Genomic DNA, 19,784 nt, shown 5'->3' with positions numbered 1-19,784 from the left:
CCACCTGCCCCGCCGTTCTCTCCGTCCTCGCGCGTCTTCCCCGCCCGGGCCCATTCCGTTAACTTCCGTGACCCACAGGCCCCGTGAGACCGCGCGGGGCGTTCGGACCACGGAGCAGCGGCGCTCCGGACAGCCCCCGGGGGCGGCAGGCATGACACGCGCCATCTCACTGCACGACGTGAGCAAGTCCTACATGCGCGGCACGCGGGTGGTCGACGGCCTCTCGCTGGACATCGCGCCCGGCGAGTTCCTGGTCCTGCTCGGCCCGTCCGGCTGCGGCAAGTCCACCGTGCTGCGGATGATCGCGGGCCTGGAGGACATCGACGCGGGCGAACTGCTGCTCGACGGGGAGTGCGCCAACGACTGGCAGCCCGCCGGCCGGGACATCGCCATGGTGTTCCAGAACTTCGCCCTCTACCCGAGCATGACGAGCCGCGACAACATCGGCTTCCCGCTGCGCATCGAGGACCCCGGCGCCGACCCCGCCCCGCGCGTCACCGCCACCGCGCGCATGCTGGGCGTGGAAGACCTGCTCGACCGCTACCCGAGCCAGCTCTCCGGCGGCGAGCGGCAGCGGATCGCCATGGGCCGGGCCATCGCCCGGCACCCCTCGGCGTTCCTGATGGACGAGCCGCTGTCCAACCTGGACGCCAAGCTGCGCAATCGGCTGCGGGCCGAAATATCCCAGCTGACCCGGGAGTTGGGGATCACCACGGTGTACGTCACGCACGACCAGGCCGAGGCCATGTCACTCGGCGACCGGGTCGCCGTGCTGCGCGGGGGAGTGCTCCAGCAGGTCGGCACCCCGCGCGAGGTCTACGCCCTGCCCCGCAACGTCTTCGTGGCCGCCTTCATCGGCATCCCGCGCATCAACCTGCTCCAGGGCGTGGTCCGCGCCCCGCTCGACGGCGCCATGACGATCAGCCTGGGCAAGCAGGCGCTGCGGCTGCCCGAACCCCTCTGCCAGGACCACCGGCTGCTGCGGGTGCAGCAGGGCAGGGAGGTCATCGTCGGGCTGCGCTCGGAGGTGGTGCGGATCGCCGACCGGGACGCGGCCCGGCCGAGCGAGGCGCTGATCACCGGGCTGGTGGAGCACGTGGAGTTCCAGGGGCACGAGGTCCTCGTGCACTTCACCACCGGTTCGCGGCCTGCCGTCGTGCCGGAACTGGAGGCGCCGCGCCCCGCCGCCCGGCCCCCGCGCCGGCTGCGCCGGCAGGGGCAGCCGGGCATGCTGGACCGGCTGCGGGAGCGGGCGGGGTCCCGGCGCGCGGGGCCGGTGGGCGGTCCGGTGGCCGGTCCGGTGGTCGTCATGGAGCAGCCGCCGCAGGACGCGACGGCGGAAGCCGAATCCGCGCGGTCCGGCGTCCGGCTCCCGGGTGACCTGGTCGTGCGCACCACCCCGGACGTCCGGCTGTACCACGGCATGCAGGTCCCGCTCCTCGTCGACCTGCAGCGACTGTTCGTCTTCGACCGGCACGGCGACCGGATCTGCCCGTCCCCCGACCGGCTGCCCGACCTGGACGAGTGACCGCCGCCCGGTCCGGCGATGATGTCCGGGAGCGTCCGGTGGAGCCGGCGGTGTCTGGCGCAGAAAAACTAACGCCGCTAGTTTGTGTGCCGGACGACGCCGACCCGCCGGGAGGAAGCACCATCATGAAGGCACATGACGGCCTGTACATCGACGGCGCCTGGCGCCCCGCCGCGAGCGCGGACGCGATCGACGTCGTGAACCCGGCCGACGAGCAGGTCATCGGCCGTGTCCCGGCCGGTGGCGCGGCGGACGTCGACGCGGCCGTCCGAGCGGCCCGGGCCGCCCTGCCCGGCTGGGCCGCCACGCCCCCCGCCGAGCGGGCCGCACGTCTCACGGCGCTGCGGGACGCCCTCGTGGCCCGCAAGGACGAGATCGCCGAGACGGTCACCGCCGAACTGGGCTCCCCGCTCCCGTTCTCCCAGGCCGTGCACGCGGCGGTGCCGATCGCGGTCGCCGGTTCCTACGCCGAACTGGCGGCCGCCCACTCCTTCGAGGAGAAGGTCGGCAACTCCACCGTCCTCGCCGAGCCGGTCGGTGTCGTCGGTGCGATCACCCCCTGGAACTACCCCCTGCACCAGATCGTCGCGAAGGTCGCCCCGGCCCTGGCCGCGGGCTGCACGGTCGTGCTCAAGCCCGCCGAGGACACCCCGCTCACCGCCCAGCTGTTCGCCGAGGCCGTCCACGAGGCGGGCGTGCCGGCCGGGGTGTTCAACCTGGTGACCGGCCTCGGCCCGGTCGCCGGCCAGGCCCTCGCCGAGCACCCAGACGTCGACCTGGTCTCCTTCACCGGCTCCACGGCCGTCGGCCGGCAGATCGGCGCCGTCGCCGGAGCGGCCGTGAAGCGGGTCGCCCTCGAACTCGGCGGCAAGTCCGCCAACGTCATCCTGCCGAGCGCCGACCTCGCCAGGGCGGTGAACGTCGGCGTCGCCAACGTGATGTCCAACTCCGGCCAGACGTGCAGCGCCTGGACCCGCATGCTGGTCCACCGCGACCGGTACGACGAGGCCGTCGAACTGGCCCGCACCGCGGCCGTCAAGTACGGCGACCGCATCGGGCCGGTGGTCAGCGCCAAGCAGCGGGCACGCGTGCGCGGTTACATCGAGAAGGGCGTCGCCGAGGGCGCCCGCCTCGTCACCGGCGGCCCCGAATCGCCGCACGAGAAGGGCTACTTCGTCAGCCCGACGGTCTTCGCCGACGTGACCCCGGAGATGGCCATCGCCCAGGAGGAGATCTTCGGCCCGGTCCTCGCGATCCTGCCGTACGACGACGAGGAGGACGCGCTGCGCATCGCCAACGGCACGGTGTACGGCCTCGCGGGCGCCGTCTGGGCCGCCGACGAGGCCGAGGCGGTCGCCTTCGCCCGCCGCATGGACACCGGCCAGGTCGACATCAACGGCGGCCGGTTCAACCCTCTCGCCCCCTTCGGCGGTTACAAGCAGTCCGGGGTCGGGCGGGAACTCGGCGCGCACGGACTCGCCGAGTACCTCCAGACCAAGTCCCTCCAGTTCTGAAGTCCTTCCAGTTCCAAGGGAGCACGTGACCCATGGCTGTACGAGCCGCCGTCCTGCCCGCCGTCGGCGCGCAGTTGGAGATCACCGACGTCGAGTTGCCCGACCCCGGTCCCGGACAGGTCCGCGTCCGCCTCGCGGCCGCGGGCGTCTGCCACTCCGACCTGTCCCTGTCCAACGGCACCATGCGGGTGCCGGTCCCGGCCGTCCTCGGCCACGAGGGCGCGGGCACGGTCGTGTCGGTGGGCGAGGGCGTCGCCCATGTGTCCCCGGGAGCCCCGGTCGTCCTCAACTGGGCTCCCTCCTGCGGCAGTTGTCACGCTTGCTCGCTCGGCGAGGTCTGGCTGTGCGCCAACGCGCTGAACGGCGCCGCCGACGTCCACGCCCGCACCGCCGACGGCACCGACCTCCACCCCGGCCTGAACGTGGCCGCGTTCGCCGAGGAGACGGTCGTCCCCGCGTCCTGCGTGCTTCCCCTCCCCGAGGGCGTGCCCCTGGTGGACGCCGCCCTCCTCGGCTGCGCCGTCCTCACCGGCTACGGCGCCGTCCACCACTCGGCGAAGGTCCGCCCCGGGGAGACGGTCGCGGTCTTCGGTGTGGGCGGCGTCGGCCTCGCCACCCTCCAGTCGGCGCGCATCGCGGGCGCGTCCCGGATCGTCGCCGTGGACGTCTCCCCGGCGAAGGAGGAACTGGCCCGCGCGGCCGGCGCGACGGACTTCGTCCTCGCCTCCGACACCACCGCCCGCGAGATCCGCGCCCTCACCGGCAAACAGGGCGTGGACGTCGCCGTGGAGTGCGCGGGCCGTGCGGTGAGCATCCGCGCCGCCTGGGACTCCACCCGCCGGGGCGGCCGCACGACGGTCGTCGGCATCGGCGGCAAGGACGAGCAGGTCACCTTCAACGCCCTGGAGATCTTCCACTGGGGCCGCACCCTGTCGGGCTGCGTCTACGGCAACACCGATCCGGCCCGCGACCTCCCGGTCCTCGCCGAGCACGTCCGCGCGGGCCGCCTGGACCTGTCCGCACTGGTCACCGATCGCATCGGCCTGGAGGGCATCCCGGCGGCCTTCGAGAACATGCTCGCCGGGAAGGGCGGCCGGGCACTCGTGGTGTTCTGAGGTGCGTGCCCCGAAGGGGTGCGGGGGCGCGGACTCAGCGCCACGCTTCCGGCGGAACGCCGAGCAACTCCGACAACTCCCGCTCCCCCGAGGGGGTCACCTTCACCGCCCGCTCCGACCCGATCCGCACACACCACCCGGCATCCAGCGCGTGCCGGCACAGCGCGGCCCCGGCCGCTCCCGCGAGATGGGGCCGCCGCTCGGTCCAGTCCAGGCAGGCGCGGGCGAGCGGACGCCGGCCCGAGACCTCCAGCGGAACACCGACCTCCCGGAACCACGCCACCCCCGCGTCCGTGAGTGCGAACCCGGTGTCCTGCCGCAGCAGCCCCCGCAGCGTCAGCGCGTCGGTGAGCGCGATGCCGACGCGCCCCGCGAGATGGTCGTAACAGGTGCGTCCGCGCGCCATCGCCGACCCGGCACCGGATTCCCGCAGCGTCCGGGGAGGGCGCCGCAGCGCCGCCGCGGGCACCTGCGCGGCGAGATCCTCCACGAGCCCCGCGACCCGCGCGTCGGCCAGCCGTACATAGCGGTGCCGTCCCTGCCGTTCCTCGGCGAGCAGACCACCGGCGACCAGCCGGCCCAGATGCTCGCTGAGCGTGGACGCGGCGACCTGCGCGTGCCGGGCCAGCTCACCCGCCGTCCAGGCCCGCCCGTCGAGCAGCGCCAGCAGACACGTGGCCCGGGTCTCGTCGGCGATCAACGCGGCGAGCGCGGCCAGTGCGGCGGCCCGCGGATCTTTGGTGGTCATGCGTCCCAGCATGCCGCACGGACACTTCGGCGCCCGCCGAACTATCGCTGTACGTCCTGCCCGACCTGCTCGTACTGCCGCTCGAGCCCGTCCAGCAGTGCCGTCAGCCCCGCCTCGAAGGCCCGCTCGTCGATCTTCTCCTGCTGCTCGGCGAGGAGGTGGGCCTGGCCGAGGTGGGGGTAGTCGGCCGGGTCGTACGCGCTCGCGTCGTCCACGAAGCCCCCGGCGAACGAACCGAGCGCGGAGCCCATGATGAAGTACCGCATCAGCGCGCCGATCGAGGTCGCCTGGGCCGGCGGCCAGCCCGCGTCGACCATCGCGCCGTAGACCGCGTCGGCGAGGCGCAGTGCGGCCGGACGGCGGCCCGGGCCCCGGGCCAGCACCGGGACGATGTTGGGGTGGTCGCGCAGGGCGGCCCGGTAGGAGACGGCCCAGTCGTGCAGCGCGGTGCGCCAGTCGCGGCCGTCCTCGAACATCGCCAGGTCCACCAGGGCGCTCACCGAGTCCGCGACCGCCTCCAGGATCTGGTCCTTGGTGCGGAAGTGGTTGTAGAGCGAGGGCCCGCTCACCCCCAGTTCGGCGGCGAGCCGGCGGGTGGAGACGGCCGCCAGTCCCTCGCGGTCCACGAGTTCCCGGGCCGTCTCGACGATCCGGTCGGTGCTGAGGAGGGGCTTGCGCGGTCGGGCCATGGCGCACATAGTAGGGCTGGGAACAGAAACTAGCAGTGCTAATTTAAATGTACGGATTTCAAGCTACGTCTGGTGTGGGGTGATCGCGTGGTGAACCTGGAGCTGAGCGAGGAGCAGACCGCCGTACGGCAGCTCGCCCGGGACTTCGTGGCGCGCGAGATCGCCCCGCACGTCGTGGCCTGGGACCGCGCCGAGGAGGTGGACCGGAGCATCGTGAGGAAGCTCGGCGAGGTCGGCTTCCTCGGGCTGACCGTCGCCGAGGAGTACGGCGGCTCCGGCGGCGACCATCTCGCGTACTGCCTGGTCACCGAGGAGCTGGGGCGCGGCGACTCCTCCGTGCGCGGGATCGTCTCCGTCTCCCTCGGGCTCGTCGCCAAGACCGTCGCCGCCTGGGGGGACGAGGAGCAGAAGCGCCGCTGGCTGCCGGGCCTGACCTCGGGGGAGTACGTCGGCTGCTTCGGCCTCACCGAGCCCGGCACCGGCTCCGACGCGGGCAACCTCACCACCCGCGCCGTACGCGAGGGCGACGACTACGTCATCAACGGCGCGAAGATGTTCATCACCAACGGCACCTGGGCGGACGTCGTCCTGCTCTTCGCCCGCTCCACCGACGCCCCCGGTCACAAGGGAGTCTCCGCCTTCCTCGTGCCCACCGACACTCCCGGTCTGACCCGCCGCACCGTCCACGGCAAGCTCGGCCTGCGCGGCCAGGCCACCGCCGAACTCGCCTTCGAGGACGTCCGGGTGCCCGCCTCGGCGATGCTGGGGGAGGAGGGCAAGGGTTTCTCGGTCGCCATGTCGGCGCTGGCCAAGGGGCGCATGTCGGTGGCCGCCGGATGCGTCGGCATCGCGCAGGCCGCACTGGACGCGGCCGTCCGCTACGCCGGTGAGCGCGAGCAGTTCGGCAAGCCGATCGCCCGGCACCAGCTGGTGCAGGAGCTGATCAGCGACATCGCCGTCGACGTGGACGCGGCCCGGCTGCTGACCTGGCGGGTCGCCGATCTGATCGACCGCGGGCAGCCGTTCGCCGTCGAGTCCTCCAAGGCCAAGCTGTTCGCCTCCGAGGCCGCCGTACGCGCCGCGAACAACGCCCTCCAGGTCTTCGGCGGCTACGGCTACATCGACGAGTACCCGGTCGGCAAACTCCTGCGCGACGCCCGTGTGATGACCCTCTACGAGGGCACCACCCAGATCCAGAAACTGCTCATCGGCCGTTCCCTGACCGGGGTTTCGGCGTTCTGAGTACGTCGCTGAGTACGTCGTCTGAGTATCTCGGCGGATGTGGCGCGGGCCACGTCCGCCGATGCTCTTCCCCATGAGTGACACACCGGTCAAGCAGCAGAGCACGACCGCCTTCTACGGCCAGTCCGTCGCCTCCTTCGCCATCGCCATGGCGGCCACCGCCATCGGCATCTACCAGCTCGACACCAGCGCCTGGGTCCGGGCCTTCCTCGCGATCGCGGTCCTGTACCTCGTCACCTCCGCCTTCACGCTCGCCAAGGTGATCCGGGACCGGCAGGAGGCCGGGCAGATCGTCAGCCGGGTCGACCAGGCCCGCCTGGAGAAGCTCCTCGCCGAGCACGACCCCTTCGAGAAGATCTGAACCGCGAAGATCCGGACCGCGAAGATCCGGGCAGGCGCGCTAAGCGACCGCTCACCTTCGGCGGTATGGTGGTGCTCCTGTCATCGAGAGGGGCGAGCGAGCGATGAGTGCGGCGCAGGAGACGACCGGCGGCGAGATGGAGCCGTGGGAACAGGTCACCCCTGACGCGGCCCGGCGGCTGCTCGTCGCCGCCGTCGAGGCCTTCGCCGAGCGCGGCTACCACGCGACGACGACCCGGGACATCGCGGGCCGCGCCGGCATGAGCCCGGCCGCGCTCTACATCCACTACAAGACCAAGGAAGAACTGCTCCACCGGATCAGCCGGATCGGCCACGACAAGGCCCTCGACATCCTGCGCACGGCGGCGCGGCGCGAGGGCACCGCGGCCGAGCGGCTGGCCGACGCGGTCAGCTCCTTCGTGCGGTGGCACGCCGGGCGGCGCACCACCGCGCGGGTCGTGCAGTACGAACTCGACGCCCTCGGCCCCGAGGCCCGCGCGGAGATCGTGGCGCTGCGCCGCCAGGTCGACGCCGAGGTGCGCGGGATCATCGAGGACGGCGTGGCCGCGGGCGAGTTCGACGTGCTGGACGTCCGGGGCACCACGCTCGCCGTGCTCTCGCTCTGCATCGACGTGGCCCGCTGGTTCACCGTGAACGGCCCGCGCACCCCCGAGGAGGTCGGCGCGCTCTACGCCGACCTCGTCCTGCGGATGGTGGGCGCCGGGTAGGGCGCCCGCTCGTCACAGGTAGTACCGGGAGACCGACTCCGCCACGCACACCGGCTTGTCGCCGCCCTCGCGCTCCACGGTGAAGGCGACCGTCACCTGGACACCGCCGGTGACGTCCTCGACACCGGTGATCTTCGCGGTGGCGCGCACCCGGGAGCCCACGGGGACGGGGGCGGGGAAGCGGACCTTGTTCGTCCCGTAGTTCACGCCCATCTTCACGCCCTCGACCCGGATCAGCTGCGGGCCGAACAGCGGCAGCAGCGAGAGGGTCAGGTAGCCGTGGGCGATGGTCGTCTTGAACGGCCCCGTCGCGGCCTTCTCCGGGTCCACGTGGATCCACTGGTGGTCGCCCGTGGCGTCGGCGAACAGGTCGATCCGCTTCTGGTCGACCTCCAGCCAGTCGGTGTACCCCAGCTGCTCGCCCACGGCCGCCTTCAGCGCGTCGGGGGAGGTGAAGGTCCTCGGTTCTGCCATGTTCCCGGCCTCTCGCTCGATTCTCTAAGCGACTGCTTAGCATGGTCGGACGCGGGGCGCCTGTCAACGGACCGCGACGACTGCGCGGCCGCTAGGCTCTGAGAGGTGCCCCAGATTCCCGAGAAGATCCACGAGCTCACCGTCGGCCAGCTGTCCGCGCGCAGCGGCGCCGCGGTGTCCGCGCTGCACTTCTACGAGGCCAAGGGCTTGATCAGCAGTCGGCGCACCACCGGCAACCAGCGGCGCTACAGCCGGGACACCCTGCGCCGGGTCGCCTTCGTCCGCGCGGCCCAGCGGGTCGGCATCCCGCTGGCCGTGATCCGGGACGCCCTGGCGGAGCTGCCGGAGGAGCGCACGCCCAACCGTGCCGACTGGGCGCGGCTGTCGGAGAGATGGCGCTCGGAGCTGGACGAGCGCATCAGGCAGCTGAACCGGTTGCGGGACCACCTGACCGACTGCATCGGGTGCGGGTGCCTGTCGCTGGAGAACTGCGTGCTGTCGAACCCGGACGACGTGTTCGGCGAGCGGCTGACGGGATCGCGGCTGTTCGCGGAGGGGCGCTGATCGCTGCGCGGCTTCGGCCGCCGGCGGTTCGGCGCACAGCCCGCGCCCCTCCGGGGCGCTCCTACTCGTACTCCGTCCCGCCCTTCCTCGTCAGATACGCCGGGCTCACCGCCTTCGCGATCGCCCGGCCCCCCGTCACCGCGCTGTACCGCTCCACCGCGGGCCGTACGACCACGCCCTCCCGCAGATGCAGTGCCCGCCCGGACACGGTCTCCCGGCCGCTCGCGAACTCCCGTACCCGGTCGATGTCGTACGGTCCCGCGTACAGCCGGGGTACCAGCGGCAGTTCCCCCGCCAGCAGCTCGGCGGCGTCCAGCCAGCGCACGGTGCCGTCGATCTCGGCCGACACGTCGAACGCCGCGTACCCCAGCGTCTCCCGCCGGCCGTCCGCGCCGTAGGCGAGGTCCTGCACGCCCGCGCCGTACACCTCCCCGAAGACGCCGACCCGGGTGGCGCCCAGCCGGTCGCACAGCCGTGCCGCGACCTCGGCGACGCCGTGTCCGCGCACCGCCCGCCAGTACAGGTTCCGCGGATCCTCCTTCAGCGCGAGGGACTTGGCGCCGAAGCCCTTGGAGGACACGTACGCCCGGCCCTCGTCGGCGACGTACGTCAGCAGGCAGGCCGAGCCGTGCAGCTTCTCCGTGAGGACGACCGGCTCGCCCGGCGCGAAGATGTCCGGGTAGCGCTGGATGTTCTCGATGTCGACCCAGGGCAGCAGCGCCGCCGCCGGCTCGACCTCGCCGTTCATGGTCGGCGGGACCGGCGGCACCCACTTGGTGATGCCCAGCAGCTCGGCGAAGTCCGTGCCCTCGGCCGCCGCGTGCGCCAGGTCCAGGCCGGCCAGCGCCGTCGGCCGGCACACGATGCCCTGCGACAGCTCGCCGCGCAGCCGCACCGCCTTGACCCGGTCGGCCTCGCCGCCCGCCAGCCGGCCGGTCAGCCCCAGCTCCTCGATCAGCCCGGGCGGCAGCACCGCCTGCTCGGGGATGTAGACGGCGGCGTCCCCGGTGCGATAGGCGCCCTTGGCGACGACCGCGCGGTACAGACCCACCTGGGCCAGTTCGAGCGCGTCGGCGTTCGGATGCTCGTGGACGGTCAGCACTTCGGCGGTGACGCGCAGCGTCGACATCGCAACTCCTCGGGGAGAAGGGCACCTTGACGGCCCTCAGACGTGTTTCATCGCGTCCTACTCTCCGAGCCGCAAACGGGTGGAGCGAGTGGATTAGCGGCTGCTACCGTCGTGATCTTCGGCTGCTGTCCGGCCCCCGGAGCGCGCGTACTGGACCAGGCCCTCCGCGACCAGGTCGGCGTTGCCGGACGCCCGGCGGCCGTCCGGGAGGAACAGCGTGTCCTCCAGGCCGATCCGGGTCGCGAGGCCCAGGCGGGCGGCCAGGCGCAGCACCGGCCAGGTGCCGTCCTCCTCGCCGTGCAGCAGCACCGGGCGGCCGTGCGCCTCGCCGACCGCGGACAGCAGCTGCCGCGCCGAGGACCCGGCGGTCGCCGCGTCCGGGTCCGTCACCTCGGCCAGCACGCGCAGCACCCTCGGCCCGAGGGGGGAGCACGCGAACCGGGCCGCGCCGTCCGTGCCGGACCAGAGCCCCGCCTCGACGCCCACGCCCGTGTCCAGCAACTGCCGGGCGACCGCCTCGGCGCCCGGCTCATGCCAGTTGACCGAGGCGAAGTCGGGCAGCACCGACCAGCTGCGCACCCGCGCGAGCCGGGCCGCGGGGTCGGGCTCCGCCCACGCGCCCGTGGTCACCCCGACCGGCACTTCGACCCGTGCCCGGATCGCCTCCAGCGTGGGTGCGAGGACGCGCGGGGAGAGACTGTCATGGCCGCACGGCGTCCTGGGATGGACATGGATCTCGGTGGCCCCGGCCGCCACGGCTTCCGCCGCGCTGCGGGCCAGCTCTTGTGGCGACATCGGCACGCTCGCGCCGTCGACGGCGGAGCGGCGCCCGTTCAGACAGACCTGCACCATGCCCCCGATGGTGGCAGCCGCCACTGACAACGGGCTCGGTCCCGGCAGGGGTGCGGCATCCCCCTTCGCACCCCCCGAGGGTGAAACCCTCTGTTCTCAGGCTGACATCAGCAGCCGTTCCCGCCGGGCGTACTCCAGCACGCGCGCAGTGAGCAGCGGGCGCGGGACGAGGATCCCGCAGTCCGTGCAGACGGGGCCGGAGGACGGCTCGTGGTCCAGGCCGTGGCGCCAGACCAGGCGGTCCGCGCCGCAGACCGGGCAGCACGAACCCGGTGTGCGCTCCAGCGCGGTGATCAGGCGGCGCAGCACCTCCGCCAGCGGCTCGGCCGGGTGCACCCGCGGGTCGTCGCACCAGGCGACCCCGAAGCCCCCCCAGGTCATCCGGTGCCAGTCGTCCACGCTGCCGGGCCGGCGCAGCCCGTCGTGCTTCTCCTTCCTGCGCCGCTCGGTGAAGTCGGTCTCGTAGGCGAGCCAGACGGACCGGGCCTCCTCCAGCTCCTCCAGTGCGGCCACGAGCCGCGCCGGGTCGGGGGAGCGGTCCTCCGGGTCGAAGCCCGCCCGGGAGCACAGATGGTCCCAGGTCGCCCGATGCCCGTAAGGGGCGAACTTCTCAAGGCACTTGCGCAGTGAGTACCGCCGCAGTGCCAGATCGCAGCCCGGATCGCGTACCTGTCTCGCCAGACTCCGGAAACCCGCCATCGCCCTGCACCTCCGTCACACCTGCACCTGTACTTCGGTCACTTCGGCGTTGCCGCGCGGACTTCGCAACGGCGTCGACGAGTAGACGTATCGACAGGCGATTCGGCTCCATCTCGTCTCGTGGTTCTGCTTGCTGACTCCAGAAACTGACGCATGTTCATCTTTAAAGCTGGGGATACCGGCGGTAACCTTCGGCCACCCCAGTCGCTAGGAGCTGCCATGCCACGGCGAACCCCACGCACCGCCCTTGTCAGACTGAGAACGTCCCGCCGCTTCACCAGGTTCCTGAAGACCGCCTCGATCTGCGTCCTCGTCGGCGGGCTGCTCTCCCCTCTCGCACAGACGGCGGCGTCCGCCGCCCCGGCCGCCGCCTCGAACGACTATTGCGGCGGCCAGTGCTCGGACATCCTGCCGCCCGGCGAGAACGGCAACGCCACCCTCGCGCAGATCCTGCTCAACCAGGCCTTCGGCACCCAGCCTTCGCACGCCGAGGACCAGCTCGGTCCGTACGCGAACCTGGCGAGCGGCTACAAGGGCCTGACGGACGCGACGATCGACAACTTCTTCAACGACTCGTCGTTCGGCGTCCCGTCCGACCAGGTCGCGTCCACCGAGAACCCGGCCGGCCGCAGTGACGTGACGATCGTCCGCGACAAGAAGACCGGTGTGCCGCACATCACAGGCACCACCCGGTACGGCGCCGAGTTCGGCGCCGGATACGCGGCGGCCGAGGACCGGCTGTGGCTGATGGACGTATTCCGGCACGTCGGCCGCGGCCAGCTGACCTCCTTCGCCGGCGGCGCCGCCGCCAACCAGGGCCTGGAGCAGGAGTTCTACCGCAACGCGCCCTACACCGAGGCCGACCTCCAGGCGCAGATCGACAACGCGGTGGCCAGGAACGGCGCCCGCGGACAGCAGGCCCTGGCCGACGCGGGCGCCTACCTCGCGGGCATCAACTCGTACATCGACGCCTCCGACAGCGGCCGCTACTTCCCCGGCGAGTACGACCTGACCGGCCACAAGGACGCGATCACCAACGCCGGCACCATCGACCACTTCAAGATCACCGACCTGGTCGCGCTGGCCTCTGTCATCGGCACGCTGTTCGGCTCCGGCGGCGGCGGCGAGGTCAACAACGCGGTCTCCCTGCTCGCCGCCCAGCAGAAGTACGGGGTCGAGGAGGGCACCAAGGTCTGGGAGTCCTTCCGCGAACGCAACGACCCCGAGGCCGTCCTGACCGTCCACGACGGAACGAGCTTCCCCTACGGCGGCAAGCCGGACACCGCCCAGGGCGAGGCCCTGCCCGACGCCGGCTCGGTCACCCAGGAGCCGCTCGTCTACGACCGTACGGGCAGCGCGGCCACCGCGGCCGCGAAGAGCACCTCCGCCGCCGCGGCGAAGACCACGCTCAGCTCGTCCCACCGCGGGATGTCCAACGCCCTCGTCGTGAGCGGCAAGTACACCGCCAGCGGGCACCCGATCGCCGTCTTCGGGCCGCAGACCGGCTACTTCGCCCCGCAACTGCTCATGCTCCAGGAGATCCAGGGCCCGGGCATCAGCGCCCGAGGAGCCTCCTTCGCGGGCCTGAGCATGTACGTCGAACTCGGCCGCGGCCAGGACTACTCGTGGTCCGCGACCACCTCGGGCCAGGACATCATCGACACCTACGCCGTCGAGCTCTGCCAGGACGACCACCACTACCTGTACCACGGCACCTGTACGGCCATGGACGAGGTCGAGCAGAAGAACTCCTGGTCACCGACCACGGCCGACAGCACGCCGGCGGGGTCGTACACCATGAAGGTCTGGCGCACGAAGTACGGGCCGGTGGAGTACCGCGCGACCGTCGGCGGCAAGAAGGTCGCCTACACCACGCTGCGTTCGTCCTACCTGCACGAGGCCGACTCGATCATCGGCTTCCAGATGCTGAACGACCCCGACTACGTCAAGGGCCCCCAGGACTTCCAGAGCGCGGCCCAGCACATCAACTTCACGTTCAACTGGTTCTACGCCGACTCCCGGCACACCGCGTACTACAACAGCGGTGACAACCCGGTCCGGGCCGCCGGTGTCGACGCCGAGTTCCCCGTCTGGGCGCAGCCCGCGTACGAGTGGCGGAACTGGGACCCGGACACCAACACGGCCGACTACACCCCGGCCTCCGCGCACCCCAACTCCGTCGACCAGGACTACTACGTCTCCTGGAACAACAAGCAGGCCAAGGACTACACGACCGCGTCCTGGGGCGACGGCTCGGTGCACCGCGGCAATCTGCTGGACGACCGGGTGAAGAAGCTGGTCGCGGCCGGCGGGGTGACCCGGACCGAGCTGGTGCAGGCCATGGCGGACGCGGCCCTCGCCGACCTGCGCGCCGAGGACGTGCTGCCGAAGCTGCTGAAGGTGATCGACTCCTCGGCGGTGTCCGACCCCACGGCCGCCGCCGCGGTGAGCAAGCTCCAGGCCTGGATCACCGCGGGCGCGGGGCGCACCGAGACCTCGGCGGGTTCGAAGACGTACGCCGACGCCGACGCGATCCGCATCCTGGACGCGTGGTGGCCGCTGCTGGTCAAGGCGGAGTTCGAACCGGGGCTCGGCAGCGACCTGTACGGCGATCTCACCAACAACCTGTCGATCGACGAGGCCCCCTCCGCCGGACACGGCCCGACCGGCTCGCACGCCGGCAGCTCCTTCCAGTACGGCTGGTGGAGCTATGTCGACAAGGACATCCGGGCGGTGCTCGGGGAGAACGTGCAGGGCGGACTCGCCGAGAAGTACTGCGGCGGCGGTGACCTCGGCTCCTGCCGGAACATCCTGATCAGCACCCTGGACCAGGCCGCCGGCATGACCGCCGCCCAGGTCTACCCCGGAGACTCCCTGTGCTCCGCGGGCGACCAGTGGTGCGCCGACTCGATCGTGCAGCGCACCCTGGGCGGGATCAAGCACGGCAACATCAGCTGGCAGAACCGGCCTACCTTCCAGCAGGTGGTGGAGTACACCTCGCACCGGTGAGGTGACGCGTACGAGGTGACGTCGTGGTGGCGGGACGGCTCAGCCGATCCGGCCCGCCGCCAGGACCACCCGCGCCAGCTCGGGGTGCCCGATGTCGCTGTGCGCCCCGGCCGGCGGGCCGCCCCGGCGGACGACCGACGCCGCGTCCACGCTCACGCACCCCGTCGTCGGCAGCCCCGAGGCCAGCGCCGTCGCGAGGTCCAGCCGCGCGGCTCCCGGCACCGCCTGCACCCCGTCGTGCCCCAGGGCACCCCACTCCGGCCCCAGCAGGCCCGCGATCTCGCTGCCCGCGAACGAGCGGTCGTCCCCCGACAGCCGCGAGGCCAGCGGATAGAACGTGCCGAGCGCCGTGTCGAAGTGCGAGTAGCAGGCCACCAGCGGACCGTCGATCCGCCGCTGCCCGTCCTTCAGCACTCCCACCCTGTCCGGAGCCTGCGGCACCCGCTCCGCGAACGCGTAGTGCGAGAACGCGCCTTGCAGCAGCGTCACCGACTTCACCGCCCGCACCCCGTCGGGCAGTCCGCGCAGCGCGAACGACACCAGCCGCCCGCCGAAGCTGTGCCCCATTAGATGCACCCGCACCCCGGGCGCCGCCCCCGCCAGCTTCCCGATCGCCGGGCCGAGTCCGCGCTCGCCGACCGTCCCGGCGCGCCGCTTCATCGTGTAGTACGCCGCCTGCCGCAGCAGCTCCTTGGCACCCTCCCAGGGGTTCGGGATGCTGAACCCCTCGGCAGGGGCCGCCGAGGACCGGACCGCCGCGAGCGCCTCGGCGAACTCCGCGCACGCGGTCGCCGCGTCCTCGGCGAACACCCGCGGCTCGCCCTCCTCCTCCGTGTCGGCGACGCCGGGCCGCCGCTCCCCGTCGATCAGCTGCCGCACCAGCCGCCCGAACTCGGCCAGCCCCTGCGCGCCGTCCGGCCGTTCGTCCAGCATCCGGGCCAACTGGCCGATCAGCGCCGCCCGGTCGGGGAAGACGGCCACCAGCGCGCGCCGCGTGTTCGCGTCCAGTCCCGCCGGCTGCGCCACCGCGACCGCCGTCGACTTCGGGAAGTCGGGGATCGGCTCGTCGCTGAAGCGCATCGACGGCCAGATCACGCCCACGTAGCCGAGGCGGGCGTGCGGTGCGAGGCCCGGGAAGGGGGCGAAGAAGTGGCGGTAGAGCGCGGTCGCGCTCGAACGGTCGTCGTTCCAGCCGTGGGCGAAGACGATCAGGTCTCGGACGCCGCGCTCCCCGACCTGTGCCAGCAACCGGTCGCGCTCGGGGCCGTCCACGTCCCCGTCCGCGTCGAAGGTCAGCTCCCAGTAGGGAGTCACGCTCATTCCAGGATCCGCCATGCCGGGCTCCCTCGGCCACACATCGCGCCTCACTCGTACAGGAGATACCCCTTTCGCGTGCGCCGGAACGCGGCCAGCTCGTCCTGCCAGGCGCCTGTCACCTCGTCCGTGCCCGCGCCCGCGTCGATCATCGTGCGCACCCGGGCCGAACCGGTGAGCGTGTCGATCCAGTGGTCCGGCCGCCAGGCGAAGTCCGCCCAGACCCGCTTCGCGGTCACCAGGAGCGCGATCCCGGTGCGCACGGGGTCGTAGGCGGTCCGGTCGGTCACGTGGATCTGCACCCCGCCGACCGTCCGGCCCGCGAACTTGGAGAACGTGGGCGCGAAGTAGGCCTCCCTGAACCGCACGCCGGGCAGGGCGAGTTCGTTCGCGGTGGCGGCCCAGCGGCCGTCGACGCCCTCGGCGCCGAGCAGTTCGAAGGGCCTCGTCGTGCCCCTGCCCTCCGAGAGGTTGGTGCCCTCGAACATGCCGGTACCCGAGTAGACGAGCGCCGTGTCCGGGGTCGGCATGTTCGGGCTCGGCGGCACCCACGGCAGGGTGGCGGCGTCGTACCAGTCCGAGCGCCGCCACCCGCTCATCAGGACGGTGTCCAGCGTGACGGCCTTCTCCAGGAACTCCCCGTTGAACAGCCGCGCCAGCTCCGCGACGGTCATGCCGTGCGCCTGCGCGACGGGCTGCCGGCCGACGAAGGTCGCGAACTCCTTGTGCAGGACCGGTCCTCGGGCCTCGCGGCCGGTCACCGGACTGGGCCGGTCGAGGACCACGAACCGCTTCCCCGCGAGCCGCGCCGCCGCCATGCAGTCGTAGAGCGTCCAGATGTACGTGTAGAAGCGTGCGCCGACGTCCTGGATGTCGAAGACGACCGTGTCGACGCCGGCGGTGGTGAAGATGTCGGCCAGGGCCTGCCCGCTCTTGAGGTAGGTGTCGTAGACCGGCAGGCCCGTCGCCGGGTCGGTGGAGCGGCCCTCGGAGCCGCCGGCCTGCGCGGTGCCCCGGAAGCCGTGCTCGGGGCCGAAGACCGCCGTCAGCCGCACCCGGGGGTCCCGGTGCATCACGTCGACGATGTGCAGGGCGTCCCGGGTGATGCCGGTGGGGTTGGTGACGATGCCGACGCGCTGGTCCCGCAGGAGGGAGTAGCCGTCGGCCGCGAGCCTTTCGAAGCCGGTTCGCAATCGTTCGCGGTGCAGCGGCGGGCGTGGGGCGGCGGCCAGCGTGGCCGACGCGAGGAGGTTCCGTCGGGACAGATGCATGCCTTGAGGGTGGTGCGGTCACTCTTCCTTTTACACATACCGACTGGTTAGTCTGGCGAACGCTGAGCCGAGTCGCGTCGTGTCGAAGGAGACCGATGGTGGAAGCCGTGCAGGATGCGGGAGTGGTCGTCACGGGGGCGGGCGGAGGGATCGGGGCCGCGCTGGCCCGGCGGTTCGCCGCCGAGGGGGCGCGGGTCGTCGTGAACGACCTGGACGCCGAGAAGGCGAAGGCGGTGGCCGCGGAGATCGGCGGGACCGCCGTGCCCGGCGACGCCTCCGCGATCGTCGCCGACGCCCGGGACGCACTCGGCGGCACCGTCGACGTCTACTGCGCGAACGCCGGGGTCGCCTTCGAGGACGGCGGTGCGGGCGGGCCGCTCGACGAGCGGTCCTGGGCGCTGTCCTGGGACGTGAACGTCATGGCGCACGTCCGCGCGGCCCACGAGCTGCTGCCCGACTGGCTGGAGCGCGGCCGCGGCCGGTTCGTGTCCACCGTGTCGGCCGCCGGGCTGCTCACCATGATCGGCGCCCCCTCCTACAGCGTCACCAAGCACGGCGCCTACGCCTTCGCCGAGTGGCTGTCGCTCACGTACCGGCACCGGGGCGTGAAGGTGCACGCGATCTGTCCGCAGGGCGTGCGCACGGACATGCTGGCCGCGACCGGCAGCGCCGGCGAGCTGGTGCTTCAGTCGACCGCGATCGAGCCGCAGGCCGTCGCGGACGACCTGTTCCGGGGGATCGAGGAGGACCGCTTCCTGATCCTGCCGCACCCCGAGGTGGCGGGCTTCTACCAGGCGCGCGCCGCCGAGCCGGACCGCTGGCTGCGCGGCATGAACCGCATCCAGCGCGCGTGGGAGGAGGCCCGGTGAGCCGCCCCTCCCGGTACGCCGACCGGCCCTGGCTCGCCCTGCTCGACGAGGCCCAGCGCGCTCCCGTCGACCCCGCCGACTCGCTGGTGCACGCGCTCGCCGCCGCCGTCGCCGAGGCCCCCGACCGCACCTTCCTCTCCTACTTCGACGCCCGGCTGAGCTACCGCGAGGTGGACGGGCTGAGCGACTCCGTCGCCGCCCACCTCGCCGCGCGCGGGCTGGAACGCGGTGACCGCGTGGCCGTGCTGCTCCAGAACTCCCCGCACTTCGTGCTCGCCCTCCTCGGCGCCTGGAAGGCGGGCGCGGTCGTCGTCCCCGTCAACCCGATGTACAAGTCGGCCGAGGTGGGGCACGTCCTGCGGGACGGCGAGGTGACCGCGCTGGTCTGCTCCGACCGGGCCTGGGAGTCGTATCTGCGCGAGACGGCGGCCGGCTCGCCGGTGCGGATCGTGCTCACCGCGTCCGAGCTGGACTTCCAGACGCGGGACGACGCGCGGGTGCTCGGATTCGAGCGGCCGCCGCGGGCCGCCGACGCCGACGATCTCGTGGCCGTCGCCCGGCAGGGCGGCACGGCACCCGGGGGCCGCGATCCGCGCCCGGACGACATCGCCCTGATCAGCTACACCTCCGGCACCAGCGGCACACCCAAGGGCGCCACCAACACGCACGCCAACATCATGCACAACGCCGAACGGCAGAGCACCGGGCTCGGACTGCCCGAGGCGCCCGTGTACTACGCGCTCGCGCCGCTGTTCCACATCACCGGCATGGTCTGCCAGTTCGGTGCCTGTCTGAACAGCGCGGGCACCCTGGTGCTCACCTACCGCTTCGAGCCCGGGGTCGTCCTGGAGGCGTTCGCCGAGCACCGCCCGCACTACACGGTCGGCCCCGCCACCGCGTTCATGGCGCTGGCCGCCCGCCCGGACGCGACCCGCGAGCACTTCGCCTCCTTCGTGAACATCTCCTCGGGCGGCGCCCCCGTGCCGCCCGCCCTCGTCGAGGGGTTCCGGGAGCGCTTCGGGCCCTACATCCGGGTCGGCTACGGCCTCACCGAGTGCACCGCCCCCTGCGCCTCCGTGCCGCCCGGCCTGGAGGCGCCGGTGGACCCCGTCTCCGGGACGCTGTCGGTCGGCCTGCCCGGCGCCGACACGCTCGTGCGCATCCTGGACGACCAGGGCGAGGAGGTGCCGTTCGGGGAGCAGGGCGAGATCGTCGTACGCGGCCCGCAGGTCATCCCCGGCTACTGGCGGCGCCCGGAGGCCACCGCCGAGACCTTCCCGGACGGCGAGCTGCGCACGGGCGACATCGGCTTCATGGACGAGCAGGGCTGGCTCTACGTCGTCGACCGCAAGAAGGACATGATCAACGCGTCCGGCTTCAAGGTGTGGCCGCGCGAGGTCGAGGACGTGCTCTACACCCACCCGGCGGTACGCGAGGCGGCCGTCGTCGGGGTGCCCGACGGCTATCGTGGCGAGACCGTCAAGGCGTATATCAGCCTGCGTCCGGGCGCCGAGACGGACCCGGACGCACTCGCGGTGTACTGCAAGGAGAGACTTGCGGCTTATAAGTACCCGCGTCAGGTGGAGATCCTGCCCGAGCTGCCGAAGACGGCGAGTGGGAAGATCCTCCGCCGGGAACTGCGTTCCCGCGCGCACGACAACGACTGAGCAACACGGAAA

At 72.3% G+C, this 19,784-nt stretch carries 18 protein-coding genes; 10 read left to right on the top strand and 8 right to left on the bottom strand.

All coding sequences use genetic code 11. The annotated features are described in order from the left end of the window. Positions 1–151: 151 nt before the first annotated feature. From BIV23_RS20020 to BIV23_RS20010, 3 genes are all read left to right on the top strand, one after another. Entirely contained in the window at positions 152–1,528 is a 1,377-nt protein-coding gene (locus tag BIV23_RS20020; RefSeq protein WP_071382272.1) for an ABC transporter ATP-binding protein, read from the top strand. A 125-nt stretch (positions 1,529–1,653) separates the two neighbouring features. Then, positions 1,654–3,042, top strand: coding sequence for an aldehyde dehydrogenase family protein (locus BIV23_RS20015; protein WP_071382271.1), 1,389 nt, complete (start codon positions 1,654–1,656; stop codon positions 3,040–3,042). 32 nt (positions 3,043–3,074) lie between these two features. Beyond that, positions 3,075–4,157: a Zn-dependent alcohol dehydrogenase gene (locus tag BIV23_RS20010; RefSeq protein WP_071382270.1), complete on the top strand. Its 1,083-nt coding sequence runs from the start codon at positions 3,075–3,077 to the stop codon at positions 4,155–4,157. A gap of 34 nt (positions 4,158–4,191) precedes the next feature. Here the strand turns inward: BIV23_RS20010 and BIV23_RS20005 are convergent, their stop codons facing one another. Further along, entirely contained in the window at positions 4,192–4,905 is a 714-nt protein-coding gene (locus BIV23_RS20005) for an ArsR/SmtB family transcription factor (protein ID WP_079173259.1), read from the bottom strand. A gap of 41 nt (positions 4,906–4,946) precedes the next feature. Further along, positions 4,947–5,594 carry a TetR/AcrR family transcriptional regulator gene (locus BIV23_RS20000; RefSeq protein ID WP_071382268.1) on the bottom strand — a complete coding sequence of 216 codons (648 nt, stop codon included), beginning with the start codon at positions 5,592–5,594 and terminating at the stop codon, positions 4,947–4,949. A gap of 90 nt (positions 5,595–5,684) precedes the next feature. Between BIV23_RS20000 and BIV23_RS19995 the strand changes: the two genes are divergently transcribed. From BIV23_RS19995 to BIV23_RS19985, 3 genes are all read left to right on the top strand, one after another. Continuing rightward, positions 5,685–6,836 (top strand): acyl-CoA dehydrogenase family protein, encoded by a 1,152-nt coding sequence (locus tag BIV23_RS19995; RefSeq protein ID WP_071382342.1) that lies wholly within the window; start codon positions 5,685–5,687, stop codon positions 6,834–6,836. A gap of 73 nt (positions 6,837–6,909) precedes the next feature. After that, positions 6,910–7,197 carry a YiaA/YiaB family inner membrane protein gene (locus BIV23_RS19990; RefSeq protein WP_071375916.1) on the top strand — a complete coding sequence of 96 codons (288 nt, stop codon included), beginning with the start codon at positions 6,910–6,912 and terminating at the stop codon, positions 7,195–7,197. Between the two features lie 103 nt (positions 7,198–7,300). Beyond that, on the top strand, positions 7,301–7,924 hold the full coding sequence (locus tag BIV23_RS19985) for a TetR/AcrR family transcriptional regulator (protein WP_071382267.1): 624 nt from the start codon (positions 7,301–7,303) through the stop codon (positions 7,922–7,924). Between the two features lie 12 nt (positions 7,925–7,936). Here BIV23_RS19985 and BIV23_RS19980 read toward each other — a convergent pair whose 3' ends face one another. Further along, complete coding sequence (locus BIV23_RS19980) at positions 7,937–8,398, bottom strand: MaoC family dehydratase (protein ID WP_071382266.1); 462 nt, start codon at positions 8,396–8,398, stop codon at positions 7,937–7,939. Positions 8,399–8,503: 105 nt separating this feature from the next. Between BIV23_RS19980 and soxR the strand changes: the two genes are divergently transcribed. After that, entirely contained in the window at positions 8,504–8,962 is a 459-nt protein-coding gene (gene soxR / locus BIV23_RS19975) for a redox-sensitive transcriptional activator SoxR (RefSeq protein ID WP_071382265.1), read from the top strand. Positions 8,963–9,023: 61 nt separating this feature from the next. Here soxR and BIV23_RS19970 read toward each other — a convergent pair whose 3' ends face one another. The 3 genes from BIV23_RS19970 to BIV23_RS19960 form a co-directional block, all read right to left on the bottom strand. Beyond that, complete coding sequence (locus BIV23_RS19970) at positions 9,024–10,091, bottom strand: RNA ligase (ATP) (protein ID WP_071382264.1); 1,068 nt, start codon at positions 10,089–10,091, stop codon at positions 9,024–9,026. A gap of 93 nt (positions 10,092–10,184) precedes the next feature. Continuing rightward, on the bottom strand, positions 10,185–10,943 hold the full coding sequence (locus BIV23_RS19965; protein WP_071382263.1) for a 3-keto-5-aminohexanoate cleavage protein: 759 nt from the start codon (positions 10,941–10,943) through the stop codon (positions 10,185–10,187). Positions 10,944–11,039: 96 nt separating this feature from the next. Next, positions 11,040–11,642, bottom strand: a complete 603-nt coding sequence (locus tag BIV23_RS19960; protein WP_071382262.1) for a hypothetical protein — start codon at positions 11,640–11,642, stop codon at positions 11,040–11,042. A 219-nt stretch (positions 11,643–11,861) separates the two neighbouring features. Between BIV23_RS19960 and BIV23_RS19955 the strand changes: the two genes are divergently transcribed. Beyond that, complete coding sequence (locus tag BIV23_RS19955; RefSeq protein ID WP_071382261.1) at positions 11,862–14,651, top strand: penicillin acylase family protein; 2,790 nt, start codon at positions 11,862–11,864, stop codon at positions 14,649–14,651. 39 nt (positions 14,652–14,690) lie between these two features. On the opposite strand, the gene BIV23_RS19950 is transcribed toward BIV23_RS19955, so the two are convergent. Then, positions 14,691–15,986 carry a serine-threonine protein kinase gene (locus tag BIV23_RS19950; RefSeq protein ID WP_071382260.1) on the bottom strand — a complete coding sequence of 432 codons (1,296 nt, stop codon included), beginning with the start codon at positions 15,984–15,986 and terminating at the stop codon, positions 14,691–14,693. Between the two features lie 29 nt (positions 15,987–16,015). After that, positions 16,016–17,236 carry an exo-beta-N-acetylmuramidase NamZ family protein gene (locus BIV23_RS19945; RefSeq protein ID WP_071382259.1) on the bottom strand — a complete coding sequence of 407 codons (1,221 nt, stop codon included), beginning with the start codon at positions 17,234–17,236 and terminating at the stop codon, positions 16,016–16,018. 95 nt (positions 17,237–17,331) lie between these two features. Here BIV23_RS19945 and BIV23_RS19940 point away from each other — a divergent pair, with 95 nt between their 5' ends. Together BIV23_RS19940 and BIV23_RS19935 are read left to right on the top strand one after the other, a co-directional pair. After that, positions 17,332–18,105, top strand: coding sequence for an SDR family oxidoreductase (locus BIV23_RS19940; RefSeq protein WP_071382258.1), 774 nt, complete (start codon positions 17,332–17,334; stop codon positions 18,103–18,105). Continuing rightward, positions 18,102–19,772 carry a class I adenylate-forming enzyme family protein gene (locus BIV23_RS19935; RefSeq protein ID WP_071382257.1) on the top strand — a complete coding sequence of 557 codons (1,671 nt, stop codon included), beginning with the start codon at positions 18,102–18,104 and terminating at the stop codon, positions 19,770–19,772. The genes BIV23_RS19940 and BIV23_RS19935 overlap by 4 nt, the downstream gene beginning before the upstream one ends. Positions 19,773–19,784 lie beyond the last annotated feature (12 nt).

This window comes from Streptomyces monashensis (assembly GCF_001866665.1).
Classification (GTDB): Bacteria; Actinomycetota; Actinomycetes; order Streptomycetales; family Streptomycetaceae; genus Streptomyces; species Streptomyces monashensis.
The sequence above is the reverse complement of the archived record's forward strand: the minus strand, read 5'-3'. Positions and strand labels throughout refer to the sequence as shown.

Excerpts from the sequence above, each read along its gene's own strand:
- BIV23_RS20020 (WP_071382272.1), top strand. The coding sequence starts at position 152 with ATGACACGCGCCATCTCACTGCACGACGTGAGCAAGTCCTACATGCGC.
- BIV23_RS20015 (WP_071382271.1), top strand. The coding sequence starts at position 1,654 with ATGAAGGCACATGACGGCCTGTACATCGACGGCGCCTGGCGCCCCGCC.
- BIV23_RS20010 (WP_071382270.1), top strand. The coding sequence starts at position 3,075 with ATGGCTGTACGAGCCGCCGTCCTGCCCGCCGTCGGCGCGCAGTTGGAG.
- BIV23_RS20005 (WP_079173259.1), bottom strand. The coding sequence starts at position 4,905 with ATGACCACCAAAGATCCGCGGGCCGCCGCACTGGCCGCGCTCGCCGCG.
- BIV23_RS20000 (WP_071382268.1), bottom strand. The coding sequence starts at position 5,594 with ATGGCCCGACCGCGCAAGCCCCTCCTCAGCACCGACCGGATCGTCGAG.
- BIV23_RS19990 (WP_071375916.1), top strand. The coding sequence starts at position 6,910 with ATGAGTGACACACCGGTCAAGCAGCAGAGCACGACCGCCTTCTACGGC.
- BIV23_RS19985 (WP_071382267.1), top strand. The coding sequence starts at position 7,301 with ATGAGTGCGGCGCAGGAGACGACCGGCGGCGAGATGGAGCCGTGGGAA.
- BIV23_RS19980 (WP_071382266.1), bottom strand. The coding sequence starts at position 8,398 with ATGGCAGAACCGAGGACCTTCACCTCCCCCGACGCGCTGAAGGCGGCC.
- BIV23_RS19970 (WP_071382264.1), bottom strand. The coding sequence starts at position 10,091 with ATGTCGACGCTGCGCGTCACCGCCGAAGTGCTGACCGTCCACGAGCAT.
- BIV23_RS19965 (WP_071382263.1), bottom strand. The coding sequence starts at position 10,943 with ATGGTGCAGGTCTGTCTGAACGGGCGCCGCTCCGCCGTCGACGGCGCG.
- BIV23_RS19960 (WP_071382262.1), bottom strand. The coding sequence starts at position 11,642 with ATGGCGGGTTTCCGGAGTCTGGCGAGACAGGTACGCGATCCGGGCTGC.
- BIV23_RS19955 (WP_071382261.1), top strand. The coding sequence starts at position 11,862 with ATGCCACGGCGAACCCCACGCACCGCCCTTGTCAGACTGAGAACGTCC.
- BIV23_RS19950 (WP_071382260.1), bottom strand. The coding sequence starts at position 15,986 with ATGGCGGATCCTGGAATGAGCGTGACTCCCTACTGGGAGCTGACCTTC.
- BIV23_RS19945 (WP_071382259.1), bottom strand. The coding sequence starts at position 17,236 with ATGCATCTGTCCCGACGGAACCTCCTCGCGTCGGCCACGCTGGCCGCC.
- BIV23_RS19940 (WP_071382258.1), top strand. The coding sequence starts at position 17,332 with ATGGTGGAAGCCGTGCAGGATGCGGGAGTGGTCGTCACGGGGGCGGGC.